This window comes from Actinomadura sp. NBRC 104412 (assembly GCF_030269515.1).
Taxonomy (GTDB): domain Bacteria; phylum Actinomycetota; class Actinomycetes; order Streptosporangiales; family Streptosporangiaceae; genus Spirillospora.
Window position 1 is genome coordinate 146722 of record NZ_BSTM01000007.1, and the last position, 19409, is coordinate 166130.

Annotated in this window: 17 protein-coding genes and 1 tRNA gene; 14 read left to right on the top strand and 4 right to left on the bottom strand. The window is 71.0% G+C overall.

Annotated features, from left to right (window positions below; genetic code table 11):
* Nucleotide 1: 1 nt before the first annotated feature.
* On the bottom strand, nucleotides 2-1639 hold the full coding sequence (locus QSK21_RS11580) for a glycosyltransferase family protein (protein WP_285695550.1): 1638 nt from the start codon (nucleotides 1637-1639) through the stop codon (nucleotides 2-4).
* 118 nt (nucleotides 1640-1757) lie between these two features.
* Here QSK21_RS11580 and metG point away from each other — a divergent pair, with 118 nt between their 5' ends.
* From metG to QSK21_RS11615, 7 genes are all read left to right on the top strand, one after another.
* Entirely contained in the window at nucleotides 1758-3614 is a 1857-nt protein-coding gene (metG, locus tag QSK21_RS11585; protein WP_285695551.1) for a methionine--tRNA ligase, read from the top strand.
* Nucleotides 3611-4432, top strand: coding sequence for a TatD family hydrolase (locus QSK21_RS11590; protein ID WP_285695553.1), 822 nt, complete (start codon nucleotides 3611-3613; stop codon nucleotides 4430-4432). The genes metG and QSK21_RS11590 overlap by 4 nt, the downstream gene beginning before the upstream one ends.
* Nucleotides 4426-5406, top strand: coding sequence for a 16S rRNA (adenine(1518)-N(6)/adenine(1519)-N(6))-dimethyltransferase RsmA (gene rsmA / locus QSK21_RS11595; RefSeq protein WP_502871551.1), 981 nt, complete (start codon nucleotides 4426-4428; stop codon nucleotides 5404-5406). The genes QSK21_RS11590 and rsmA overlap by 7 nt, the downstream gene beginning before the upstream one ends.
* Nucleotides 5327-6403: a glycoside hydrolase family 26 protein gene (locus QSK21_RS11600; RefSeq protein ID WP_285695556.1), complete on the top strand. Its 1077-nt coding sequence runs from the start codon at nucleotides 5327-5329 to the stop codon at nucleotides 6401-6403. The genes rsmA and QSK21_RS11600 overlap by 80 nt, the downstream gene beginning before the upstream one ends.
* Nucleotides 6404-6461: 58 nt before the next feature.
* Nucleotides 6462-7382, top strand: a complete 921-nt coding sequence (locus tag QSK21_RS11605) for a 4-(cytidine 5'-diphospho)-2-C-methyl-D-erythritol kinase (protein WP_285695694.1) — start codon at nucleotides 6462-6464, stop codon at nucleotides 7380-7382.
* Between the two features lie 69 nt (nucleotides 7383-7451).
* Entirely contained in the window at nucleotides 7452-7829 is a 378-nt protein-coding gene (locus QSK21_RS11610) for a hypothetical protein (RefSeq protein WP_285695557.1), read from the top strand.
* Nucleotides 7830-7883: 54 nt separating this feature from the next.
* Nucleotides 7884-9989 (top strand): ABC-F family ATP-binding cassette domain-containing protein, encoded by a 2106-nt coding sequence (locus tag QSK21_RS11615; RefSeq protein ID WP_285695558.1) that lies wholly within the window; start codon nucleotides 7884-7886, stop codon nucleotides 9987-9989.
* A 16-nt stretch (nucleotides 9990-10005) separates the two neighbouring features.
* Here the strand turns inward: QSK21_RS11615 and QSK21_RS11620 are convergent, their stop codons facing one another.
* Nucleotides 10006-10506 carry a MarR family winged helix-turn-helix transcriptional regulator gene (locus tag QSK21_RS11620; protein WP_285695559.1) on the bottom strand — a complete coding sequence of 167 codons (501 nt, stop codon included), beginning with the start codon at nucleotides 10504-10506 and terminating at the stop codon, nucleotides 10006-10008.
* Nucleotides 10507-10584: 78 nt separating this feature from the next.
* Between QSK21_RS11620 and QSK21_RS11625 the strand changes: the two genes are divergently transcribed.
* Nucleotides 10585-11382 carry a trans-aconitate 2-methyltransferase gene (locus QSK21_RS11625; RefSeq protein WP_285695560.1) on the top strand — a complete coding sequence of 266 codons (798 nt, stop codon included), beginning with the start codon at nucleotides 10585-10587 and terminating at the stop codon, nucleotides 11380-11382.
* 222 nt (nucleotides 11383-11604) lie between these two features.
* Here QSK21_RS11625 and QSK21_RS11630 read toward each other — a convergent pair whose 3' ends face one another.
* Nucleotides 11605-12429 carry a TetR/AcrR family transcriptional regulator gene (locus QSK21_RS11630; RefSeq protein ID WP_285695561.1) on the bottom strand — a complete coding sequence of 275 codons (825 nt, stop codon included), beginning with the start codon at nucleotides 12427-12429 and terminating at the stop codon, nucleotides 11605-11607.
* 53 nt (nucleotides 12430-12482) lie between these two features.
* Entirely contained in the window at nucleotides 12483-13436 is a 954-nt protein-coding gene (locus tag QSK21_RS11635) for an acyl-CoA desaturase (RefSeq protein WP_285695562.1), read from the bottom strand.
* 460 nt (nucleotides 13437-13896) lie between these two features.
* On the opposite strand from QSK21_RS11635, the gene QSK21_RS11640 reads away from it, so the two are divergent.
* The 6 genes from QSK21_RS11640 to pth all read left to right on the top strand — a co-directional run bounded on the left by QSK21_RS11640 (nucleotide 13897) and on the right by pth (nucleotide 19339).
* Nucleotides 13897-14664 carry a sigma-70 family RNA polymerase sigma factor gene (locus QSK21_RS11640; protein ID WP_285695564.1) on the top strand — a complete coding sequence of 256 codons (768 nt, stop codon included), beginning with the start codon at nucleotides 13897-13899 and terminating at the stop codon, nucleotides 14662-14664.
* An 85-nt stretch (nucleotides 14665-14749) separates the two neighbouring features.
* Nucleotides 14750-14821 (top strand) — tRNA-Gln (locus tag QSK21_RS11645).
* Between the two features lie 219 nt (nucleotides 14822-15040).
* Complete coding sequence (gene glmU / locus QSK21_RS11650) at nucleotides 15041-16567, top strand: bifunctional UDP-N-acetylglucosamine diphosphorylase/glucosamine-1-phosphate N-acetyltransferase GlmU (protein WP_285695565.1); 1527 nt, start codon at nucleotides 15041-15043, stop codon at nucleotides 16565-16567.
* 103 nt (nucleotides 16568-16670) lie between these two features.
* A complete protein-coding gene (locus QSK21_RS11655; protein ID WP_285695566.1) occupies nucleotides 16671-17651 on the top strand; it encodes a ribose-phosphate diphosphokinase in 981 nt (326 codons plus the stop codon).
* Nucleotides 17652-17910: 259 nt separating this feature from the next.
* Nucleotides 17911-18528 carry a 50S ribosomal protein L25/general stress protein Ctc gene (locus QSK21_RS11660; RefSeq protein ID WP_285695567.1) on the top strand — a complete coding sequence of 206 codons (618 nt, stop codon included), beginning with the start codon at nucleotides 17911-17913 and terminating at the stop codon, nucleotides 18526-18528.
* A gap of 202 nt (nucleotides 18529-18730) precedes the next feature.
* Nucleotides 18731-19339, top strand: a complete 609-nt coding sequence (gene pth / locus QSK21_RS11665; protein ID WP_502871548.1) for an aminoacyl-tRNA hydrolase — start codon at nucleotides 18731-18733, stop codon at nucleotides 19337-19339.
* The last annotated feature ends 70 nt before the right edge of the window (nucleotides 19340-19409 follow it).

A 19409-nucleotide genomic window follows, 5' to 3' on the forward strand; every position in this document is an offset into this window, starting at 1 on the left:
CCTAGTGCCGGGCGGGGCCCCAGATTTCCAGGAGCCCGTCGGATGACCGCCACATCAGCCGCCACCCGTCCTTGGCGGTGGGGCGGTAGCCGCCGAGGATCTGCGACTCCTGGCCGCGCCACCGGGTGAACAGCATCGGCTGCCCGTAGGACGCCTCGGGCAGCGTCCAGGTCGAGTGGTCGAAGTCGCGGATCTGCCCATGCCACAGCGGTTCGCCCCAGGGGGAACGGGTGTAGAAGGTGAGGGTCTGCGCGAGGCGCCGGTCGGCCCACAGCACCGGCAGGTCGCGGTCGTGCTCTTTCAGGTGGACGCGCAGTTCGTTCCACGCCGTGTCGCGGGGCAGGTACGGGACGGTGCGCACGGCCGTGGCGACATAGGCCGTGCCCAGGACGACGGCCAGGGCGGGCGCGACCACCGTGCGGAGCCGGAACCGTGCCATCGGCCCCTCGGGAAGCCGCTGGGCCAGCAGGATCAGCGACCCGATGCCGCCCGCCAGCAGCGCGGGGAACACCGCGAACCAGTACCGCAGCAGCCAGGCCCGCAGCGAGATGTCGTGCGGGTCGATCACCCCGGCGAACAGCGTCAGCGGGACGGCCAGCGCCAGGAACCACACCAGCACCAGCGCCAGCCGCCGGTCCCTGGTCACCGCCCAGCCCACCACGGTCAGGACGAGCGCCACCACGAAGATCACACCGAAGGCGTTCCAGTCGTCCATCGCCCGGACGAACGACGCGAGCGCCAGCGCGCGGGTCACATGGTCGCGGGACTCGCCGCCGTGCGACGCCGCCGACATCAGCCCGGCCAGCGGGTCGCCCCAGACCAGCGCATTGTGGACGAGGCTGACGGCCAGGATCGCGATCATGGGCAGCGCGACCGTGACGTTGCGCCGCCACCCGATCCGCAGCAGCGCCAGGTACAGGGGTATGGCCAGGAACAGGAACGCCAGGAACTCCCTGACCAGGAAGGACGCGCCGAACAGGGTGCCGGCGGCCAGGAGCAGCCGGGTCTGGGCGCGGCCCGTCCCCCTCCGCTCCGCCGGCGCCCCGCTTCGGGGACCGGGCCGGCGGCTCGCGGCCACCAGCGCGGCCATGCCGAGCGCGAACAGCCCCGCGCCGGGCATGTCCGGCAGCATCACCCCGTGCGACCAGGTGATCTCCACCCCGTACGGGTTGGTCAGCGTGAAGAACGGGTGGACGATCAGCAGCAGCGCGGCGGCGACCCCGGCCAGGTCGCCGAACAGCGACCGCACGGCCAGGTAGCAGCCCACGAAGAACAGGCAGCCGCCGAGCGCCGCGACCGTGAAGTACGCGATCTGGCCGTCGCCGAGCAGCTCCTGCGCCGCCCGCGCGGGCAGGACGAGCCCGAGCCTGGTGACCTGGTGCGGGACGGTGCTGTAGGGCCACTGGTCGAGGGGGATGTGCGGCCAGTCGCGGGCGGCCAGCCAGACGTAGTACGGGTCGAAGTACAGCGGCGGCGTGTCGATCACCCATTGGGCCAGGACGGCGCACGCGGCCACCAGCCCCGACAGCCACCAGACCCTCCTCCGCCGCGCGCCCCCGCCGCGGGTCCGGGCGCGTTCCGGGGCGCCGGCCGGGGCCTCGTTCTCGCCGGCCGGCTCGCGGACCGTGGTCTGGGGCATGCGTGGTCAACCTTCGCTCGCGGGCCGGGGGACGTCCGGTCCGCAGGGTATCGGCAGGCCCGCCCTGCCGGACGGGGATATCGTCCGAGCGGGCCCGCGGGCCCTCTAGTCTGGAGACATGTCCTCGTCGAGCCGACACATCCTCACCGCGCCCGCCTGGCCGTACGCCAACGGGCCCCGCCATATCGGGCACGTCTCCGGCTTCGCGCTGCCCGCCGACATGTTCAGCCGCTACCAGCGGATGGCGGGCAACCAGGTCCTGATGGTCAGCGGCACCGACGAGCACGGCACGCCCATCCAGGTGCAGGCCGACAAGGAGGGCGTGACGGCCCGGGAGCTGGCCGACCGCTACAACCGGGTGATCGCCGAAGACCTGCTCGGGCTGGGCATGTCCTACGACCTGTTCACCCGCAGCACCACGGCCAACCACTACGCGGTCGTCCAGGAGATCTTCAAGGGCCTGTACGACAACGGCTATATCTTCCCCAAGACCACGATGGGCGCGATCTCGCCGTCCACCGGCCGCACCCTGCCCGACCGCTACATCGAGGGCACCTGCCCCATCTGCGGGTACGACGGCGCGCGCGGCGACCAGTGCGACAACTGCGGCAACCAGCTCGACCCGATCGACCTGATCAACCCGGTCAGCCGGATCAACGGGGAGAAGCCCGAGTTCGTCGAGACCGAGCACTTCATGCTCGACCTGCCCGCGTTCACCGAGTCCCTGGGCCGCTACCTGCGCTCCAAGCAGGCAGGGGCGGGGAACGGCGAGGGGCAGTGGCGGCCGAACGTGCTCAAGTTCGCGCTGAACCTGCTGGACGACCTCCAGCCGCGGGCGATCAGCCGCGACCTCGACTGGGGCGTCCCCATCCCGCTGGAGGGGTGGCGCGACAACCCGGCCAAGAAGCTGTACGTGTGGTTCGACGCGGTGATCGGGTACTTCTCCGCGTCCGTCGAATGGGCGCGCAGGAAGGGCGACCCGGAGGCGTGGCGCGCCTGGTGGCAGGACCCCGACGCCCTGTCCTACTACTTCATGGGCAAGGACAACATCGTCTTCCACGCCGAGATCTGGCCGGCGATGCTGCTCGGCTACAGCGGCAAGGGCGACAAGGGCGGCACGCCGGGCTCGCTGGGCGAGCTGAACCTCCCGACCGAGGTGGTGTCGTCGGAGTTCCTGACGATGGAGGGCCGCAAGTTCTCCTCGTCCCGGCAGGTGGTCATCTACGTCAAGGACTTCCTGGAGCGCTACGACGTCGACGCGCTGCGCTACTACGTGGCGGTGGCGGGCCCGGAGAACCAGGACACCGACTTCACCTGGGCCGAGTTCGTCCGGCGCAACAACGACGAGCTGGTCGCGGCCTGGGGCAACCTGGTCAACCGGTCGATCAACCTGGCCGCGCGGAACGTCGGGGCGATCCCGGAGGCGGGCGAGCTGACCGACGCCGACCGGGCGCTGCTGGAGCGCAGCCGCGGCGCGTTCGGGACGGTGGGCGCCGAGCTGCGGCGGTCGCGGTTCAAGAACGCGATCACCGAGGCGCTGGACGTGGTCCGCGACGCCAACCGGTACCTGTCCGACCAGGCGCCGTGGAAGCTCAAGGACGACCCGGAGCGGGTCAAGTCCATCCTGCACGTGGCGCTCCAGGTGGTGGACGACGCCAAGTCGCTGCTCACCCCGTTCCTGCCGAACTCCTCGCAGAAGGTGTACGAGATGCTGGGCGGCGAGGGGGTCTGGAGCGGCATGCCGCGGCTGGAGGTGGTCTCCCAGGAGGGCGGCCCGGACTACCCGGTGCTGACCGGCGACTACGCCACCGAGGCGGTGTGGGAGTCACGCCCGATCAAGGCGGGTGTGCCGCTGGCCAAGCCGGTGCCGCTGTTCAAGAAGCTGGACTCCTCGGTCGTCGACGAGGAGCTGGCCCGCCTCCGCGAGGAGGCAGGGGACGCCGGGGGCTCCGGGGGCTCCGGGGAGGGCCGGTGACAGGTCAGGCCGGGAAGGCCCCGCGGCCCCTCCCGCCGCTACCCGAACCGCTCCCGGTGGAGGTGTTCGACAGCCACTGCCACCTGGACGCGGCCGGCACGCCGATCGGCGAGGCGCTGGCGTCCGCCCGCGCCGCCGGGATCGGGCGCATCGTGACGATCGGCTGCGACCTGCCGTCCTCGCGGTTCGCCGTGGACGCCGCCGGCGGGTACGAGCGCGTGTTCGCGGGCGTGGCGATCCACCCCAACGAGACCTCGGGGATCACCGACGCCGTCCTGGACGACATCGAGGCGATGGCCGCGCACGACAAGGTCGTCGCGATCGGCGAGACCGGGCTCGACTACTACCGCGACCGCGCACCCACGGACGACCAGCACCGCTCGTTCCGCGCGCACATCGCGATCGCCAAGCGCACCGGCAAGGCCCTGGTCATCCACGACCGCGACGCCCATGACGACGTCCTGCGGATCCTCCAGGAGGAGGGCGCCCCGGAGCGGGTGGTGTTCCACTGCTTCTCGGGGGACGCCGCCATGGCCAAGGTGTGCGCCGACCGCGGCTATGTCATGAGCTTCGCCGGCAACGTCACCTTCAAGAACGCCGAGCCGCTGCGGGAGGCGCTGCGGGTCGCGCCGCTCGACCTGATCCTGGTGGAGACGGACGCGCCGTTCCTCACCCCGGTGCCGCACCGGGGCAAGCCCAACGCCTCGTACCTGATCCCGCACACGGTCCGTTTCATGGCCGAGGTGAAGGGCGTCGACGTCGCCGAGCTGTGCACCGCCATCGCCTCCAACGGCGAGCGGGTCTTCGGAGCCTGGTGACCGCGCGGTTGCTCGGACCCGCCGAGGTGCGGGACCTGGCGGCGCGGCTGGGCGTGCGCCCGACCAAGACCCTCGGCCAGAACTTCGTCATCGACGCCAACACCGTCCGCCGCATCGTACGGGCCGCCGACCCGGCGCCCGGCGACGTGGTCCTCGAGGTCGGCCCCGGGCTCGGCTCGCTGACGCTGGCGCTGCTGCCCGAGGTCCGCCGGGTCGTCGCCGTGGAGATCGACCCCGTCCTCGCCGGGGCGCTGCCCGCGACGGTCGCGGAGCGCGCCCCCGGCCTGGCGGAACGGCTGGAGGTCGTCAACGCCGACGCGCTGCGCGTCGAGTCCGTGCCGGGGCCGGAGCCGACCGCGCTGGTCGCGAACCTCCCCTACAACGTCGCCGTCCCGGTCGTCCTGCACCTGCTGGCCGCGCTGCCCTCGCTGCGGCGCGCGCTGGTGATGGTGCAGGCCGAGGTCGCCGACCGGATGACCGCGAGCCCCGGCGGCAGGATCTACGGGGCGCCGTCGGTCAAGCTCGCCTGGTACGGGCGGGCGCGCCGGGCCGGGCCGGTGAGCCGGGCGGTGTTCTGGCCCGTGCCGAACGTGGACTCGGGCCTGGTGTCCTTCACCCGCGGCGATCCGCCGCCGTGCCGGGTGTCGCGGGAGGAGGTGTTCGCGGTGGTGGACGCGGCGTTCGCGCAGCGCCGCAAGACCCTGCGCGCCGCGCTGGCGGGCTGGGCCGGGTCCGCCGCGGCGGCCGAACGGGCGCTGCGCGCCGCCGGTGTGGATCCCCGGGAACGGGGCGAAGCGCTCGACGTGGCCGCCTTCGCCAGGATCGCCCAGTATGGTCCAGGGGGCGTGCTGGACCGGAGCGAGGCGGAGGACCATGCTGAAGGGGCGGGCGACGGTGCGTTCGCGGACGAGGGCGGACAAACCCGCGGCGGTGGTGGCGGCGCTGACGCTAGCGCTGGCGACCGGATGCAGTGACGGGACGAACGCCACCCCGAAGATCACCACCACCGCCCGTGCCGGCGTGGCCCCCGTGCCGCCCAAGGAGGGCGCGTACTTCGGCGCCTGGGTCCCCCGTTCCGCCGCATCGTCCCGTTCCCCGTCCAGAGAGGCTTCGGACGCCCCGGAGTCCGGGGAGGCGCCGCCGGGAGCGCCGTCCGCGCGGCCCCTGCCCGGCCCGTTGGGCGACTTCGAGCGGCATCTCGGCCGGCCGCTGGACATCGTCCACCACTACCGGGGCTGGAAGAGCGACTTCCCGACCAAAGAGGACACCCAGGTGCTGGGCGCCGGCCCCCGCTACCTGCTGCTGACCTGGGGCGGCGCCGACACCCGTGAGATCGTCGCGGGACGGCACGACGCGCTGATCCGCAAGCGCGCGAGGGCCATCAGGAACACCCGCAAGCCGATCTTCCTGCGCTGGCAGCAGGACATGGACACCCAGGGCGCCAGGGCCCGGACGCACGGCGCGAAGGACTTCGTCGAGGCGTGGAAGCACCTGCGGACGATCTTCGCCCAGGAGCGGGTCGACAATGTCGCGTGGGTGTGGTGCCCCACCGCGACCGGGTTCGGCAGCCGCAACGCGCAGTCCTTCTACCCGGGTGACGACCAGGTCGACTGGATCTGCGCGGACGCGCAGCCCGGCGGTGACCACGACTACCGGGACCTGTCGGAGACCCTGAAGCTGTTCCTCGACTGGGCCGGGGACCGGCCCAAGCCGATCATGGTGGCGGAGTTCGGCGTCCCGGTGTCCTATGGCGTCCGCCGCGCCGAATGGCTGCGCAGGGCCGCGGAGACCCTGCAGAACCCCCAGGTCAAGGCCGTGGTGTACTTCAACTCCGACGAGCGGGCGCAGACCCCGGACGACCACCGCCGCCGTTACGCGGTGACCGGAGACAAGCAGGCGGTGTCCGCGCTCCGCGAACTGGCCACCACGCCGTACTTCAACCCGCGGAACCTGCCGGTCACGAGCGGCTGACCGGGGCGATGCCCTGGGGCGGGGCCGGGGTCCTCTACGCTTCCGTGACGTGACCTCTGTGACCGTACGGGTGCCCGCCAAGGTCAATCTTCAGCTCAGCGTCGGGCCGCTCCGCGACGACGGCTATCACGACCTCGTCAACGTCTTCCACGCCGTCTCGCTCGCCGACGAGGTGACCGCCGTCCCGTCCGAGCGGCTCCAGGTGTCGGTGGAGGCCGCGCCGCGTTCCCGGGTGGACGTCGCCGGCGTGCCGTCCGGCCGCGGCAACCTGGCGGCGCGGGCGGCGCTGCTGGTGGCGGCGCGGCTGGGCGTGGAGCCGCAGGCCGCGCTGAGGATCCGCAAGGCGATCCCCGTCGCGGGCGGGATGGCGGGCGGCAGCGCCGACGCCGCCGCCGCGCTGGTGGCCTGCGCGCGGCTGTGGGACGACCGGGAGGACCCGCTGCTCGGCCGTGCCGAGCTGCTGGAACTGGCCGCCGAACTCGGAAGCGACGTGCCGTTCGCGCTGGTCGGCGGGACCGCGGTCGGCCTGGGACGGGGAGAGCGGCTGACCCCGGCGCTCACCCGCGGCACCTTCCACTGGGTGTTCGCGCTCGCCGAAGGCGGCCTGTCCACCCCCGCCGTCTACGACGAGTGCGACCGGCTCCGCGCCGCGCGGGGGGAGCGGCCGCGCTCGCCGAAGGTGTCGCAGGAGCTGATGACCGCGCTGGCGACCGGGGACGCCAAGGGCCTCGGCGGCGCGCTGACCAACGATCTGCAGCCCGCGGCGCTGCTGCTGAAGCCCGCGCTGCGCCGCACCCTGGCCGCCGGGCGCGACCTCGGCGCGCTCGGCGCGCTGGTGTCGGGATCCGGCCCGACCTGCGCGTTCCTCGCCGAGTCCGACGAGCACGCGGCGGAACTGGAGGCCGGACTGGACGCCGCGGGCGCGGCGGCCGCGCTGGTCCGCGCGCACGGGCCCGTCCCCGGGGCGACGATCATCTGACCATCCGGCCGAACCATGACGCCCCCATGGGCGTCCCATACCGAAACCCCCTTTCGGAAGGGAGGCCGGATGGGTTCCATAGCTCTTCTGGCGGTACTGGTGATCGCGATCGCCATCGTGGGCGTGCTGGTGGCGCTGGTCGTCATCGCCGTGAACGCGAGCAGGTCGGGCGCCTCGCACGGTGCCGGATACGGCGCGGGGACCTACACGGGGACCTACTACGACGAGCCGGGCTCCGCGTCCGCCACCTCCGACCCGGGCTCCTCCGAAGGGTCCTGGCACGGCGGCTGGAGCAGAAGCGACAGCGGCGGAGGCTGGAGCGGAGGCGACAGCGGCGGAGGCTGGAGCGGAGGCGACAGCGGCGGAGGCTGGAGCGGAGGCGACAGCGGCGGAGGCTGGAGCGGAGGCGGCGGAGGAAGCGACAGCGGCGGAGGCGGCGGCTTCTGACCGCGCGGCGCGCGTCCGGTACCGCCCCGGCGGGGCATTAGCCTGGAAAGCGCCGTGAATCTGATCAACGTTGAGAACGTCACCAAGAGCTACGGGCCCACGCCGCTGCTGGACGCGGTCTCCCTCGGCATCGACGAGGGCGACCGCGTGGGCGTCGTCGGGCGCAACGGCGGTGGCAAGACCACCCTGGTGGAGATCCTCGCCAAGGCCGCCGAGCCCGACGAGGGCCGCGTCACCCACGCTCGCGGGCTGCGGGCCGGGTACCTGACCCAGCGGGACGTCTTCCCGCCGGGCGCCACCGTGCGCGGCGTCGTCCTCGGCGACCGTCCCGAGCACGAGTGGGCCGGCGACACCCGCGCCCGCGACATCCTGTCCGGGCTGATCGGCGACCTCGACCTGGACGCCACACTGGACGGCATGTCCGGCGGCGAGCTGCGCCGGATCGCGCTGGCCCGGCTGCTGGTCCCCGACCTCGACCTGGTCATCCTGGACGAGCCCACCAACCACCTCGACCTGGAGGCCATCGACTGGCTGGCCCGCCACCTGCGCGGCCGCCGCGTGGCGCTGCTGGTGGTCACCCACGACCGGTGGTTCCTGGACGAGGTCACCGACCGCACCTGGGAGGTCGTGGACGGCCGGGTCGAACGCTACGAGGGCGGCTACTCGGCGTACGTCCTGGCCAAGGCCGAACGGGCACGGATCGCCGCCGCCACGGAGGCCAAGCGGCGGAACCTGCTCCGCAAGGAGCTGGCCTGGCTGCGCCGCGGCCCGCAGGCCCGCACGTCCAAGCCCAAGTTCCGGGTGGACGCCGCGCAGGCGCTGATCGCCGACGAGCCGCCGCCGCGCGACGCGGTGGAACTGACCCGGTTCGCCACGGCCCGCCTCGGCAAGACCGTCCTGGAAGCCGAGGACGTGACCGTCCGGGTCGACTCCCGGAGCGGAGCGCCAGCGGAGCGGAGGGAGCCGACCCGGACTTTTCCTCCGGGGGGTGTGGGGGGTCGTCCCCCCGGTGGGGAAGGTGTCGACTCCCGGAGCGGAGCGCCGGCGGAGTGGAGGGAGCCGACCCGGACTTTTCCTCCGGGGGGTGTGGGGGGTCGTCCCCCCGGTGGGGAAGGTGTCGACTCCCGGAGCGGAGCGCCGGCGGAGTGGAGGGAATCGACCCGGACTTTTCCTCCGGGGGGTGTGGGGGGTCGTCCCCCCGGTGGGGAAGGTGTCGACTCCCGGAAGAGGGAATCGACCCGGACTCTGTTCGAGCACCTGACGTGGCGGCTCGGCCCCGGCGACCGGATCGGGGTGGTCGGCGTCAACGGCAGCGGCAAGAGCACGCTGCTGCGGCTGCTGGACGGCTCGGTCGCCCCCGAGTCGGGACGGCTCGTGCGCGGGCGCACCGTCCAGCTCGCGCACCTGTCGCAGAACCTGGAGGAGCTGGATCCGTCCCGGCGGGTGCTGGAGTCGGTCGAGGAGATCAGGCGCCGCATCACGGTCGGCAAGCGGGAGTGGACGGCCGGTCAGCTTCTGGAGCGCCTGGGGTTCCGCGGCGACCGGCAGTGGACCCCGGTCGGCGACCTGTCCGGCGGCGAACGCCGCCGCCTCCAGCTACTGCGGCTGCTGATGGGCGAGCCGAACGTGCTGCTGCTGGACGAGCCCACCAACGACCTCGACATCGAGACCCTCACCGAGGTCGAGGACCTGCTGGACGGCTGGCCCGGCACGCTGGTCGTGGTCAGCCACGACCGGTACTTCCTTGAGCGGGTCACCGACCGGATCGTGGCGCTGCTCGGCGACGGCCGGGTGTCGCTGCTGCCCGGCGGAGTGGACGAGTATCTGCGGCGCCGCGCCGAGGGCACCGCCCCGACCCGTGCCGCCGCGTCCGGGACGACCGCGACGGCCGTCACCGCGCCCAAGCCCACGGACAGCGCGGCGAAGGGCGGCGCGGCGAAGGGCGGCGGTCGGGAGTGGCGGGCGCGCAAGGAGCTGGACCGGCTGGAACGCCGCCTCGACCGGCTCGCCCAGCAGGAGGCCGAGCTGCACGAGCAGCTCGCCGCCGCCGCCACCGACTACGAACGTCTCCAGGAACTCGACGGCAAACTGAAAGCGATCCAGGCCGAGGCCGCCCGGGTCGAGGAGGAGTGGCTGATGCTCGCCGAGGACGTCTCCTGAACGCCGTGCCGGCGGCCTACGGGCGCCGGGGCGTGTCGAACGGGATCAGCAGCTTGCGCAGCAGCCCGGACAGGGTCTCCCGCTCGGCCGTGGTCAGCCCGTCCAGGATCAGGTGCTCGCGGGCCAGCAGGTCGGCGAACGCGGCGTCCACCCGGGTCATCCCCGCCTCGGTGAGCCGGACCAGCACACCGCGCTTGTCCGCCGGATCGGGATGGCGCTCCACCAGCCCGGCCGCCGCCAGCCGGTCGATCCGGTTGGTCATGGTGCCGGAGGTGACCAGTGTCGCGCGCAGCAGCGCGCCGGGGCTGAGCTGGTAGGGGGCTCCGGCGCGGCGCAGCGCCGTGAGCACGTCGAACTCCCAGCCCTCCAGCTCGTGCGCGACGAACACCGCACGCCTCGCGCGGTCGAGGTGGCGCGCCAGGCGCGACACGCGGCTGAGGACCTGCAAGGGCCGGACGTCCAGATCCGGGCGCTCGGTGTTCCACGCCTCGACCAGCCGGTCCACCTCGTCCTGCATGGCGGACAGCCTAGCCCGTCTCGATCTCGAGACGACTTTCTTGACATCAAGATTACCGCCTTGGCATGCTGTCTCTCGATGTCGAGACAAGCAGCCGCTCCCGTGTGGGACCCCGTCCAATACGGGGCGTTCGGCGACCACCGGGCACGGCCGTTCGACGAACTGCTCGCCCGCGTCGACCTCACCGCACCCGCCCACATCGCCGACCTCGGCTGCGGATCGGGCGAGCTGACCGCCCGGCTGGCCCGCCGCTGGCCGGACGCCTCCATCGAAGCCCTCGACGCCTCACCCGAAATGATCGACGCCGCCCGGGCCCACGCCATCCCCGGACGGCTCGCCTTCACGGTCGGCGACCTCACCCGCTGGCGCCCCCGGCGGCCGGTCGACCTCATCATCTCCAACGCCGTCCTGCACTGGATCCCCGGCCACACCGACCTGCTCCCACGCTGGACCGCCGACCTCACACCCGGCGGACGGCTCGCCTTCCAGGTCCCCGGCAACCACGACGCCCCCAGCCACGCACTCCTACGCGAACTGTGCCAGGCACCGCGCTGGCGCCACCGGCTCGGCGGACTCGCCCCCCAGCGGCCCGTCCTCGACCCGCAGGGATACCTCGACCTCCTCACCCGCCACGGCTGCGAGGTCGACGCCTGGGAGACCACCTACATCCAGGTCCTCCAAGGGGACGACCCCGTCCTCGAATGGGTCAAAGGCACGACCCTGCGCCCCATCCTCACCGCCCTCGACACCGGAGAGGCACACGACTTCCTGAACGCCTACGGCGCCCTGCTGCGCCAGGCATACCCACCCGGCCCCTACGGCACCGCCTTCCCCTTCCGGCGCGTGTTCGTCATCGCGGGCCGGGCCGGCCCATGAACCCGCCGCCCACCGTGCGCGACCAGTGGCTCGTTCCCCTGCGGTGCGCGGAAACGCGCGGCGGGCGGCGCCCCGCCACGCCCCGAACAGGGCCACGGCGGCGGGCCACCACCATCAGGACCCCCGGCCTCGAAATCCGACGGCCGGGCCAGCCGGTAACACGGTGACCCCTGCCGGTGGCCGCCAGGACGAACTCCAGGCGGCCACCGGCCCACCAAGGGCCTACGGCTCCCCGCGTTCCGGAGCTCCCAGCGGAGCGACCTCGCCCTGCCCCGGCGCGGCACCGTCCTCGGCCGCCGCCTCCACGGCGGGCGGCGCCTCCGCGTCCTCGGACCTACGGCTCTTGCGCCGTTCCTTCTCGGCCTTGGCCGCCGCCTTCTCCTCGGCCTTCTGCGCCTTCTCGGCGGCCTTCTCAGCCCGCTTCTCCTGCCGTTCCTGCTCCTTACGGCGGCGCTTCGGATCGAGGGACGGACGCGGCTCCAGCCCCGACAACCCGTTCCAGGCCAGGTTCACCAGATGCGCCGCGACCTCCTCCCGCTTGGGCCGCCGCGCGTCCAGCCACCACTGCCCCGTCAGCGCCACCATGCCGACCAGCATCTGCGCGTACATGGGCGCGTACTTGTCGTCGTAATCGCGGCGATCCAGCTCCTGGGCCATCACATACTCGACCTCACCCGCGATCTCGCTCAGCAGACTGGCGAAACTCCCCGTCCCCGTCCCCCCGTGCGAATCGCGCACCAGGATCCGGAAACCGTCGGTGTTGGTCTCGATGTACTCCAGCAGCGCCAGCGCCGCCTTCTCCAGCTTGCCGCGGTAGTGGACCGCCGAGTTCAGTGCGTCGATCACCAGGGCGAGCAACCGCTCGAACTCCCGGTCCACCACCACCGCGTACAGCCCTTCCTTGCCGCCAAAGTGCTCGTACACCACGGGCTTGGACACCCCGGCCTTGGCGGCGATCTCTTCCACCGAGGTGCCGTCCAGCCCGCGCTCGGCGAACAACGTCCGGCCGACGTCGAGAAGTTGTTCGCGGCGTTCCTTACCGGTCATCCGCTTTCTGCGGGATCTGGGGGCGGGTTCTGTCACAGAGTCGATTGTGACGCTCACGCGGCGCGCTTCGTGCGCTTGGCCGCCAATCGCTCCGCATTCGGCCACCGCACACTGTGCGCCCAGCCCACCTTCTCGAACATCCAGATGATCCGGGCGCTGATGTCCACCTGCCCGGGCAGCACCCCGTGCCGAGCGCACGTCGGGTCGCAATGATGCAGGTTGTGCCACGACTCACCGAGCGACGGAATCGCCAGCCACCACACGTTGCGCGACTTGTCGCGGACCTCGAAGTCCTCGGCGCCGAAGGTGTGGCAGATCGAGTTGATCGACCAGGTGACGTGATGCACCAGCGTGACCCGTACCAGGCCCGCCCAGAAGAACGCGGTCAGCGCGCCCGCCCACGACATCGTGATCAAGCCCCCCAGCACGCCGGGCAGCAGCAGGCTGACCGCCACCATGGCGGGGAACGCCTTGTGGATCCGGACGATGTCCTTGTCGTTGAGCAGGTCCTTGGTGAACCGCTGCTTGGACGTGCGGTTGCCGTTGAACAGCCACCCGTAGTGCGCCCACGCCAGGCCCTTGGTCAGCGCCTTCCAGTCGTTGCCGAAGCGCCACGGCGAGTGCGGGTCCGCCTCCTTATCGGAGTGCTTGTGGTGCCGCCGGTGGTCGGCCACCCACGTGATCACCGGGCCCTCGATGGCCAGGCTGCCCGCGAGCGCCATCGCGATCTTCAGCGGCCGCTTGGCCTTGAACGAACCGTGCGTGAAGTAGCGGTGGTAGCCGACGGTGATGCCGGCCGCGGAGACCAGGTAGAAGATCGCCATCAGGATGACGTCGGTCCAGCCCAGGAAGTTCCGCCAGGCCAGCGGGATGGCGGCGAAGAGCGCCAGGAACGGAACTCCGGTGAAGACCCCGACGAGAACCCGCTCGAACCTCCCCTGCGGTTCCGGCTCGATTTCGGGACGACCTTGTGGGCGGGGTGGATCGAGAACGGGGGCAGTAGCCATGAGTCACCACTTCCTGCTTCTTGGCTGCCTTACCTACGCCACCGTAACCTACGGTTCCGTAGGTTGGACAGGGCCCCAAGCGTAAAATCGTCGGGATCCGCCCCGGCCGCCACCGGTCAGCCCCAGAAACGCCTGGTCAGAGCGTTTGTGAACACGACCGAGTGATGCCTCTCACCCCCCGGGCAACGTCCGGCACGCCCCAAAGGTTCGCGCGCACACCGCCCTCCCGCGCCGACGCCGGCCTCCCATGCGCGCTCGCCTTGCCACTCATCCGCTTGTCGCACCACCTGCGCGCCTCCCCGTCCTGGGAAAACGGGCAGGTGGCTTTGAACGGTGCGTGCTCGCTCAGAAGCAACCTAAACCACCCTCATCTGAATAAAGGCCATCAAGTGCCGATCAATGGTGACTCCAAGTAGTATCATCGCCACAGATTGTCGGTGCGCCGTCGTACCTTGCGCGCATGACCAAGAAACTCCCCGAAGAGCTCCGGGAACTGGCGATCTCCCTCCGCAGGGAAGGCAAGACCTACCGCGAGATCGCCGGCTCCCTCGGAGTCTCCATCAGCACCTGCTCCCTCTGGCTCCACGACGTCCCCGCCCCCGAGCGTCCCGGCTACCACCAGGAGCGCGTCGCCGCGATGTGGGAATCCCGCTGGGCGCCCTTCCATCGCGAACGTGAGAGGGCGCGGCTCCGGGCCAAGGTCGATGCCAGCAAGGAGGTCGCGGACCTGAGCGACCGCGAGGTCCTTCTCGCCGGTGCGCTGATCTACTGGTGCGAGGGCACCAAGGACAAGCCCTACCGGCGCTCCGAGCTCGTCGACTTCATCAACAGTGACCCGGCGGTGATCACCTTCTTCCTCCGGTTCCTGAGGGTCGCGGGAGTGCCGCGCGAGCGCCTGCGGTTCCGGATCCACATCCACGAGTCGGCGGACCTCGGCGAGGCCGAGCGCTATTGGGCGGCGCTGGCGGGCATCGGCGTGGACGAGTTCCAGAAACCGGTGCTCAAGCGCCACAACGCCAAGACCACCCGCAAGAACCTCACAGAGGATTACCGCGGGTGCCTGAACATCCGCGTCCGGAAAAGCGCGGACCTGTACCGGCGCATCGAGGGGTACGCCTACGGGGCGATGCTGGGCTCGGCCGCGGCGGGCGACCGCTTTCGGCGGGAGGCGGAGCACATGCTCGGGCGTCTGGAGAAGGAGCGGCCGGTCCCATCGCCGGGGAAATGAGTGAGGGGGCGGGGGCGGCGGTCGGTATCATGGCTGCCGCCCCTTCCCACGTTGGACAGGATGTCCGACTTGGGGGGAAATGTAGTCCGGTGTGGTGTAATCGGCAGCACTGAGGCCTTTGGTGCCTTATGTCCGGGTTCGAGTCCTGGCACCGGAGCTTCTTGTTCGCATCATCGGAGGTGGTCCCTGGTGGGTGCGGATCGTCGGCGTGTGCAGGGGCCGGGCGGCGGGGTGACATGAGGCGGCCTGACGGTATCCTTCGGATGTCGGGCGTGTTGCCAACCTGTTCGAGCAGGTGGATCTCGATGGGCTGAGCCCCGTGATCGGCGTCCGAGGCCAACAAGATCCCGTCCCCGCGATGCCGAGGAGCTTTCACGTGCCCGCTCGCCGCCCGGCCGCCGTCATCGTCCTCGCCGCCGGTGAGGGCACCCGGATGAAGTCCCGCACCTCCAAGGTGCTGCACGAGCTGTGCGGACGGAGCATGCTCGGGCACGTGCTGGCCGCGGCCTGCGCGCTGGAGCCGGAGCGGCTGGTGGTGGTGGTCGGGCATCGCCGGGAGCAGGTGATCGCCCACTTGGAGGGGCTGGAGCTGACGCCGTGTCCCGAGCCGGTGGTGCAGAAGCGCCAGGGCGGTACGGGGCATGCCGTGCGGATGGCGTTGGAGCAGGCGTGGGGCGGGGGGAAGGGCGAGCTGCGCGGCACGGTGGTGGTCACCAATGGGGATCATCCGCTGTTGCGTGGTGAGACGCTGGCCGAGCTGGTCCGGGTGCATGAGGTCGAGGGCAACGCGGTGACGGTGCTCACCACGGAGATGCCGGATGCGACGGGTTATGGCCGGGTCCTTCGCGGGGAGGACGGCGCGGTCGCGGCGATCGTGGAGCACAAGGACGCGACGGAGGCGCAGCGCGCGGTCCGTGAGATCAATGTGGGGATGTACGCCTTCGACGGGGCGTTGCTGGCCGATGCGCTGAAGCAGGTGACCACGGATAACGCCAAGGGCGAGGAGTACTTGACGGATGTGGTCGGCATTCTGCGGGGGCATGGGCATCGGGCGGGCGCGTTCCTGACGCCCGACTGGGTGGAGACGCAGGGTGTCAATGACCGGGTGCAGTTGGCGCAGGCGCGGCGGCAGTTGAACGATCGTCTTCTGGAGGGTCACATGCGTGCCGGGGTGACGATCGTCGATCCGGCTACTACGTGGGTGGATGTCCAGGTGACGGCTGAGCCGGACGTGGTGGTGCATCCGGGTACGCAGTTGCGTGGCCGCACGCATTTGGGTGAGGGTTCGGAGGTCGGTCCTGGTTGCACGCTGACGAACACTCGTGTGGGGGCGGGTGCGACGGTGGTCAACGCGGTGTGTGTGGACGCGGAGGTGGGTCCGGAGGCGTCGGTGGGCCCGTACGCGTACTTGCGGCCGGGTACGCGGCTGGCGCGTAAGTCCAAGGTCGGCACGTATGTGGAGACGAAGAACGCCGATGTGGGTGAGGGCAGTAAGGTCCCGCATCTGACGTATGTGGGGGACGCGGAGATCGGCGCGGGGTCGAACATCGGGGCGGCTTGTGTGTTCGTCAATTACGACGGGGTGTCGAAGCATCGCAGTGTGGTGGGCGACCATGTGAAGGTCGGCAGCGACAACATGATCGTGGCGCCGGTGACGATCGGGGACGGCGCGTATACGGCGGCCGGTTCGGTGATCGTTCAGGATGTGCCGCCGGGGGCGATGGCGGTGGCGCGGGGCCGGCAGCGGAACATCGAGGGCTGGGTGGAGCGGAAGCGGGCGGGGACGCCTGCGGCGGAGGCCGCGCGGCGGGCGGCCGAGCGGGCTGCGGCGGTGGGTGACCGCCGGGCGGCGGATGGGCTTGGGGACGAGTCCGGGGACGGGGACGGGGACGGGGACCGATGATGACTTCCCGGGGTGCGCTGAGGGCGGCCGTGGGAGTGGGGACGTGCCTTGAGGGTGGGATCCCCGTGAGAAGCACCGTTCCATTGAGGGGGAGTTGTCCAAGGTGAGTGGGATCAAGGCGAGCGGCCAGAAGAAGCTGATGCTCTTCACCGGCCGTGCCCACCCGGACCTGGCCAGGGAGGTCGCCGACAACCTCCAGCTCGAGCTGACGCCGACGTCGGCGTACGACTTCGCCAATGGCGAGACGTTCGTGCGCTTCCTGGAGTCGGTGCGCGGGTCGGATGCGTTCGTGATCCAGAGCCACACGGCTCCCATCAATCAGTGGATCATGGAGCATCTGATCATGGTGGATGCGCTGAAGCGGGCGTCCGCCAAGCGGATCACCGTGGTGGCGCCGTTCTTCGGGTATGCGCGGCAGGACAAGAAGCATCGTGGTCGTGAGCCGATCTCGGCGCGGTTGATGGCGGATCTGTTCAAGACCGCGGGTGCCGACCGGCTGATCACGGTGGATCTGCACACGGCGCAGATCATGGGCTTCTTCGACGGCCCGGTGGATCATCTGTTCGCGTTGGATCTGCTGGCGGCGCATTTCGAGTCGCGGCTGGATCTGTCGGGGGTGACGGTGGTGGCGCCGGACGCGGGCCGGGTGCGGGTGACCGAGCGCTGGTCGGATCGGCTCGGGGGTGTCCCGATGGCGATCATCCACAAGAAGCGCGATCCGGATGTGGCCAACGAGGTGAAGGTCTTCGACGTGGTCGGGGAGGTGGAGGGCCGGACGTGCGTGGTGGTCGACGACATGATCGACACCGGTGGGACGATCGTGAAGGCGGCGGACGCGTTGTTCGACCATGGCGCCGCGCGGGTGGTGGTGGCGGCGACGCATGGTGTTCTGTCGGGCCCGGCCGTGGACCGTTTGAAGAACTCGCGGGTTTCTGAGGTGGTGCTGACGAACACGCTGCCGATTCCGGAGGAGAAGAGGTTCGACAAGCTCACCGTGGTGTCGATCGCGCCGCTGGTGGCGCGGGCGATCAACGAGGTGTTCAGTGACGGCTCGGTGACCAGCCTGTTCGGCGGGCACAGCTGATCCGTGCGGTGTGCGGCGGGCCGGGGGCGGCTCGGCCCTTGGCCCGCTGGCTTCGTGGGTGGGGACGATCGGCTAGACTTGCGGGGTCCGCGTAGGGCCCGGGTCGTTCAGTGTGGCTCCGCCAGAGGACTCGCGCTCCCCGGGTTACGCAAAGAATCTTCGAGGCGCCTGACGCATCGAGCAACGCCTGATTCGCTTTGTCCGTAGCGGACGTCCAGCGCTGGACGGCCGTGGATCGCAACAACGAGGAGTTTTCGCCGTGTCCGAGGTACGTATCGCCGCCGAGCCGCGCACCGAGTTCGGTAAGGGTGCCGCGCGGCGCACCCGCCGGGCCGGCAAGGTTCCCGCCGTTCTGTACGGTCATGGCACCGCGCCGCAGCACATCTCGCTGCCCGGCCATGATCTGATGCTGGCGCTGAAGACGCCGAACGTGCTGCTGCGCGTGGAGGGCGTGGGTTCCGGTTCGGAGCTGGCGCTGCCGAAGGATGTGCAGCGGGACCCGATCAAGGGTTTCCTTGAGCATGTCGACCTGTTGCTGGTCAGGCGGGGTGAGAAGGTCAGTGTGTCCATCCCGATCCAGGTGACCGGTGAGGTGGTGGCCGGTGGCCGGCTGGTGCAGCCGGAGGTGGAGATCGCCGTCGAGGCGGAGGCCACGCAGATTCCGGAGGCGGTGACCCTGGACATCGAGGGTTTGGAGATCGACTCTCAGGTGCTGGCCAAGGATCTGAAGTTGCCGGCCGGGACGACGCTGGTCGCGGACGAGGAGCTGCTGATCGCGCAGATCGTCGACGCGTCCATCTCGACCGAGCCGGCCGCTGAGGAGGCCGAGGCGGAGGCGGAGGCCGCGCCCGAGGCGGAGGCCGAGCCCACCGAGTGACCGTGGTCGCCTGGTGCGATCGGTGTGGTGTCGTGGCGGCCCCGTCGGCGTTCTCGCCAGTGGGGCCGTCAGTGTTGTGGGCCGGTGGGAGGGGTGAGGCGGGTGTGCGGTGACGCCGGCCGGTTTCCCCTTGCCGAGGGGGCGTCGGGTGTTGCGGTCGGGTCCGGAGGCGGGTTCGGGCTTGCGGGAGGCTGATCGCGGAGTGGGCCGTGAAGGCGGCGAGGGCGGCGCGCGGTTGCGCTCGGAGCCGTGGGTGGTCGTGGGGTTGGGCAATCCGGGGCCGTCGTATGCGGGGAATCGGCATAACGCCGGGTTCATGGTGCTGGATGTGCTGGCGGCGCGTGCCGGGGGGCGGTTCAGGTCGCATCGGTCGCGGTGCGATGTGCTGGAGGGGCGTCTTTCGGGTGTGCGGGTCGTGCTGGCGAAGCCGCGGAGTTTCATGAACGAGTCGGGTGGCCCGGTGAAGGCGCTGCGGGACTTCTACAAGGTGCCCGTGGAGCGTCTGGTGGTCGTTCATGACGAGCTGGACATTCCGTACGGCGCGGTGCGGTTGAAGCGCGGCGGTGGTGACGGCGGGCACAACGGGTTGCGTTCGGTCACTCGGGCGCTGGGGGACAGGGAGTACCCGCGGGTGCGGTTCGGTGTGGGCCGCCCGCCGGGTCGGATGGACGCGGCCGCGTTCGTCCTCAAGGATTTCTCGTCGGCGGAGCGCAAGGAGCTCGATCTGAATGTGGAGCGGGCGGCGGACGCGGTGGAGGCGTTGCTGACCGAGGGGCTGGAGGCGGCCCAGAACGTCTTCCACGCCTCCTGAGTTTCGATCTTTCGGGTTCCGATCACTTTCCGGGTTCCCGTCGGTGCGGGCCGTGGTCGTCCGCGCGGTG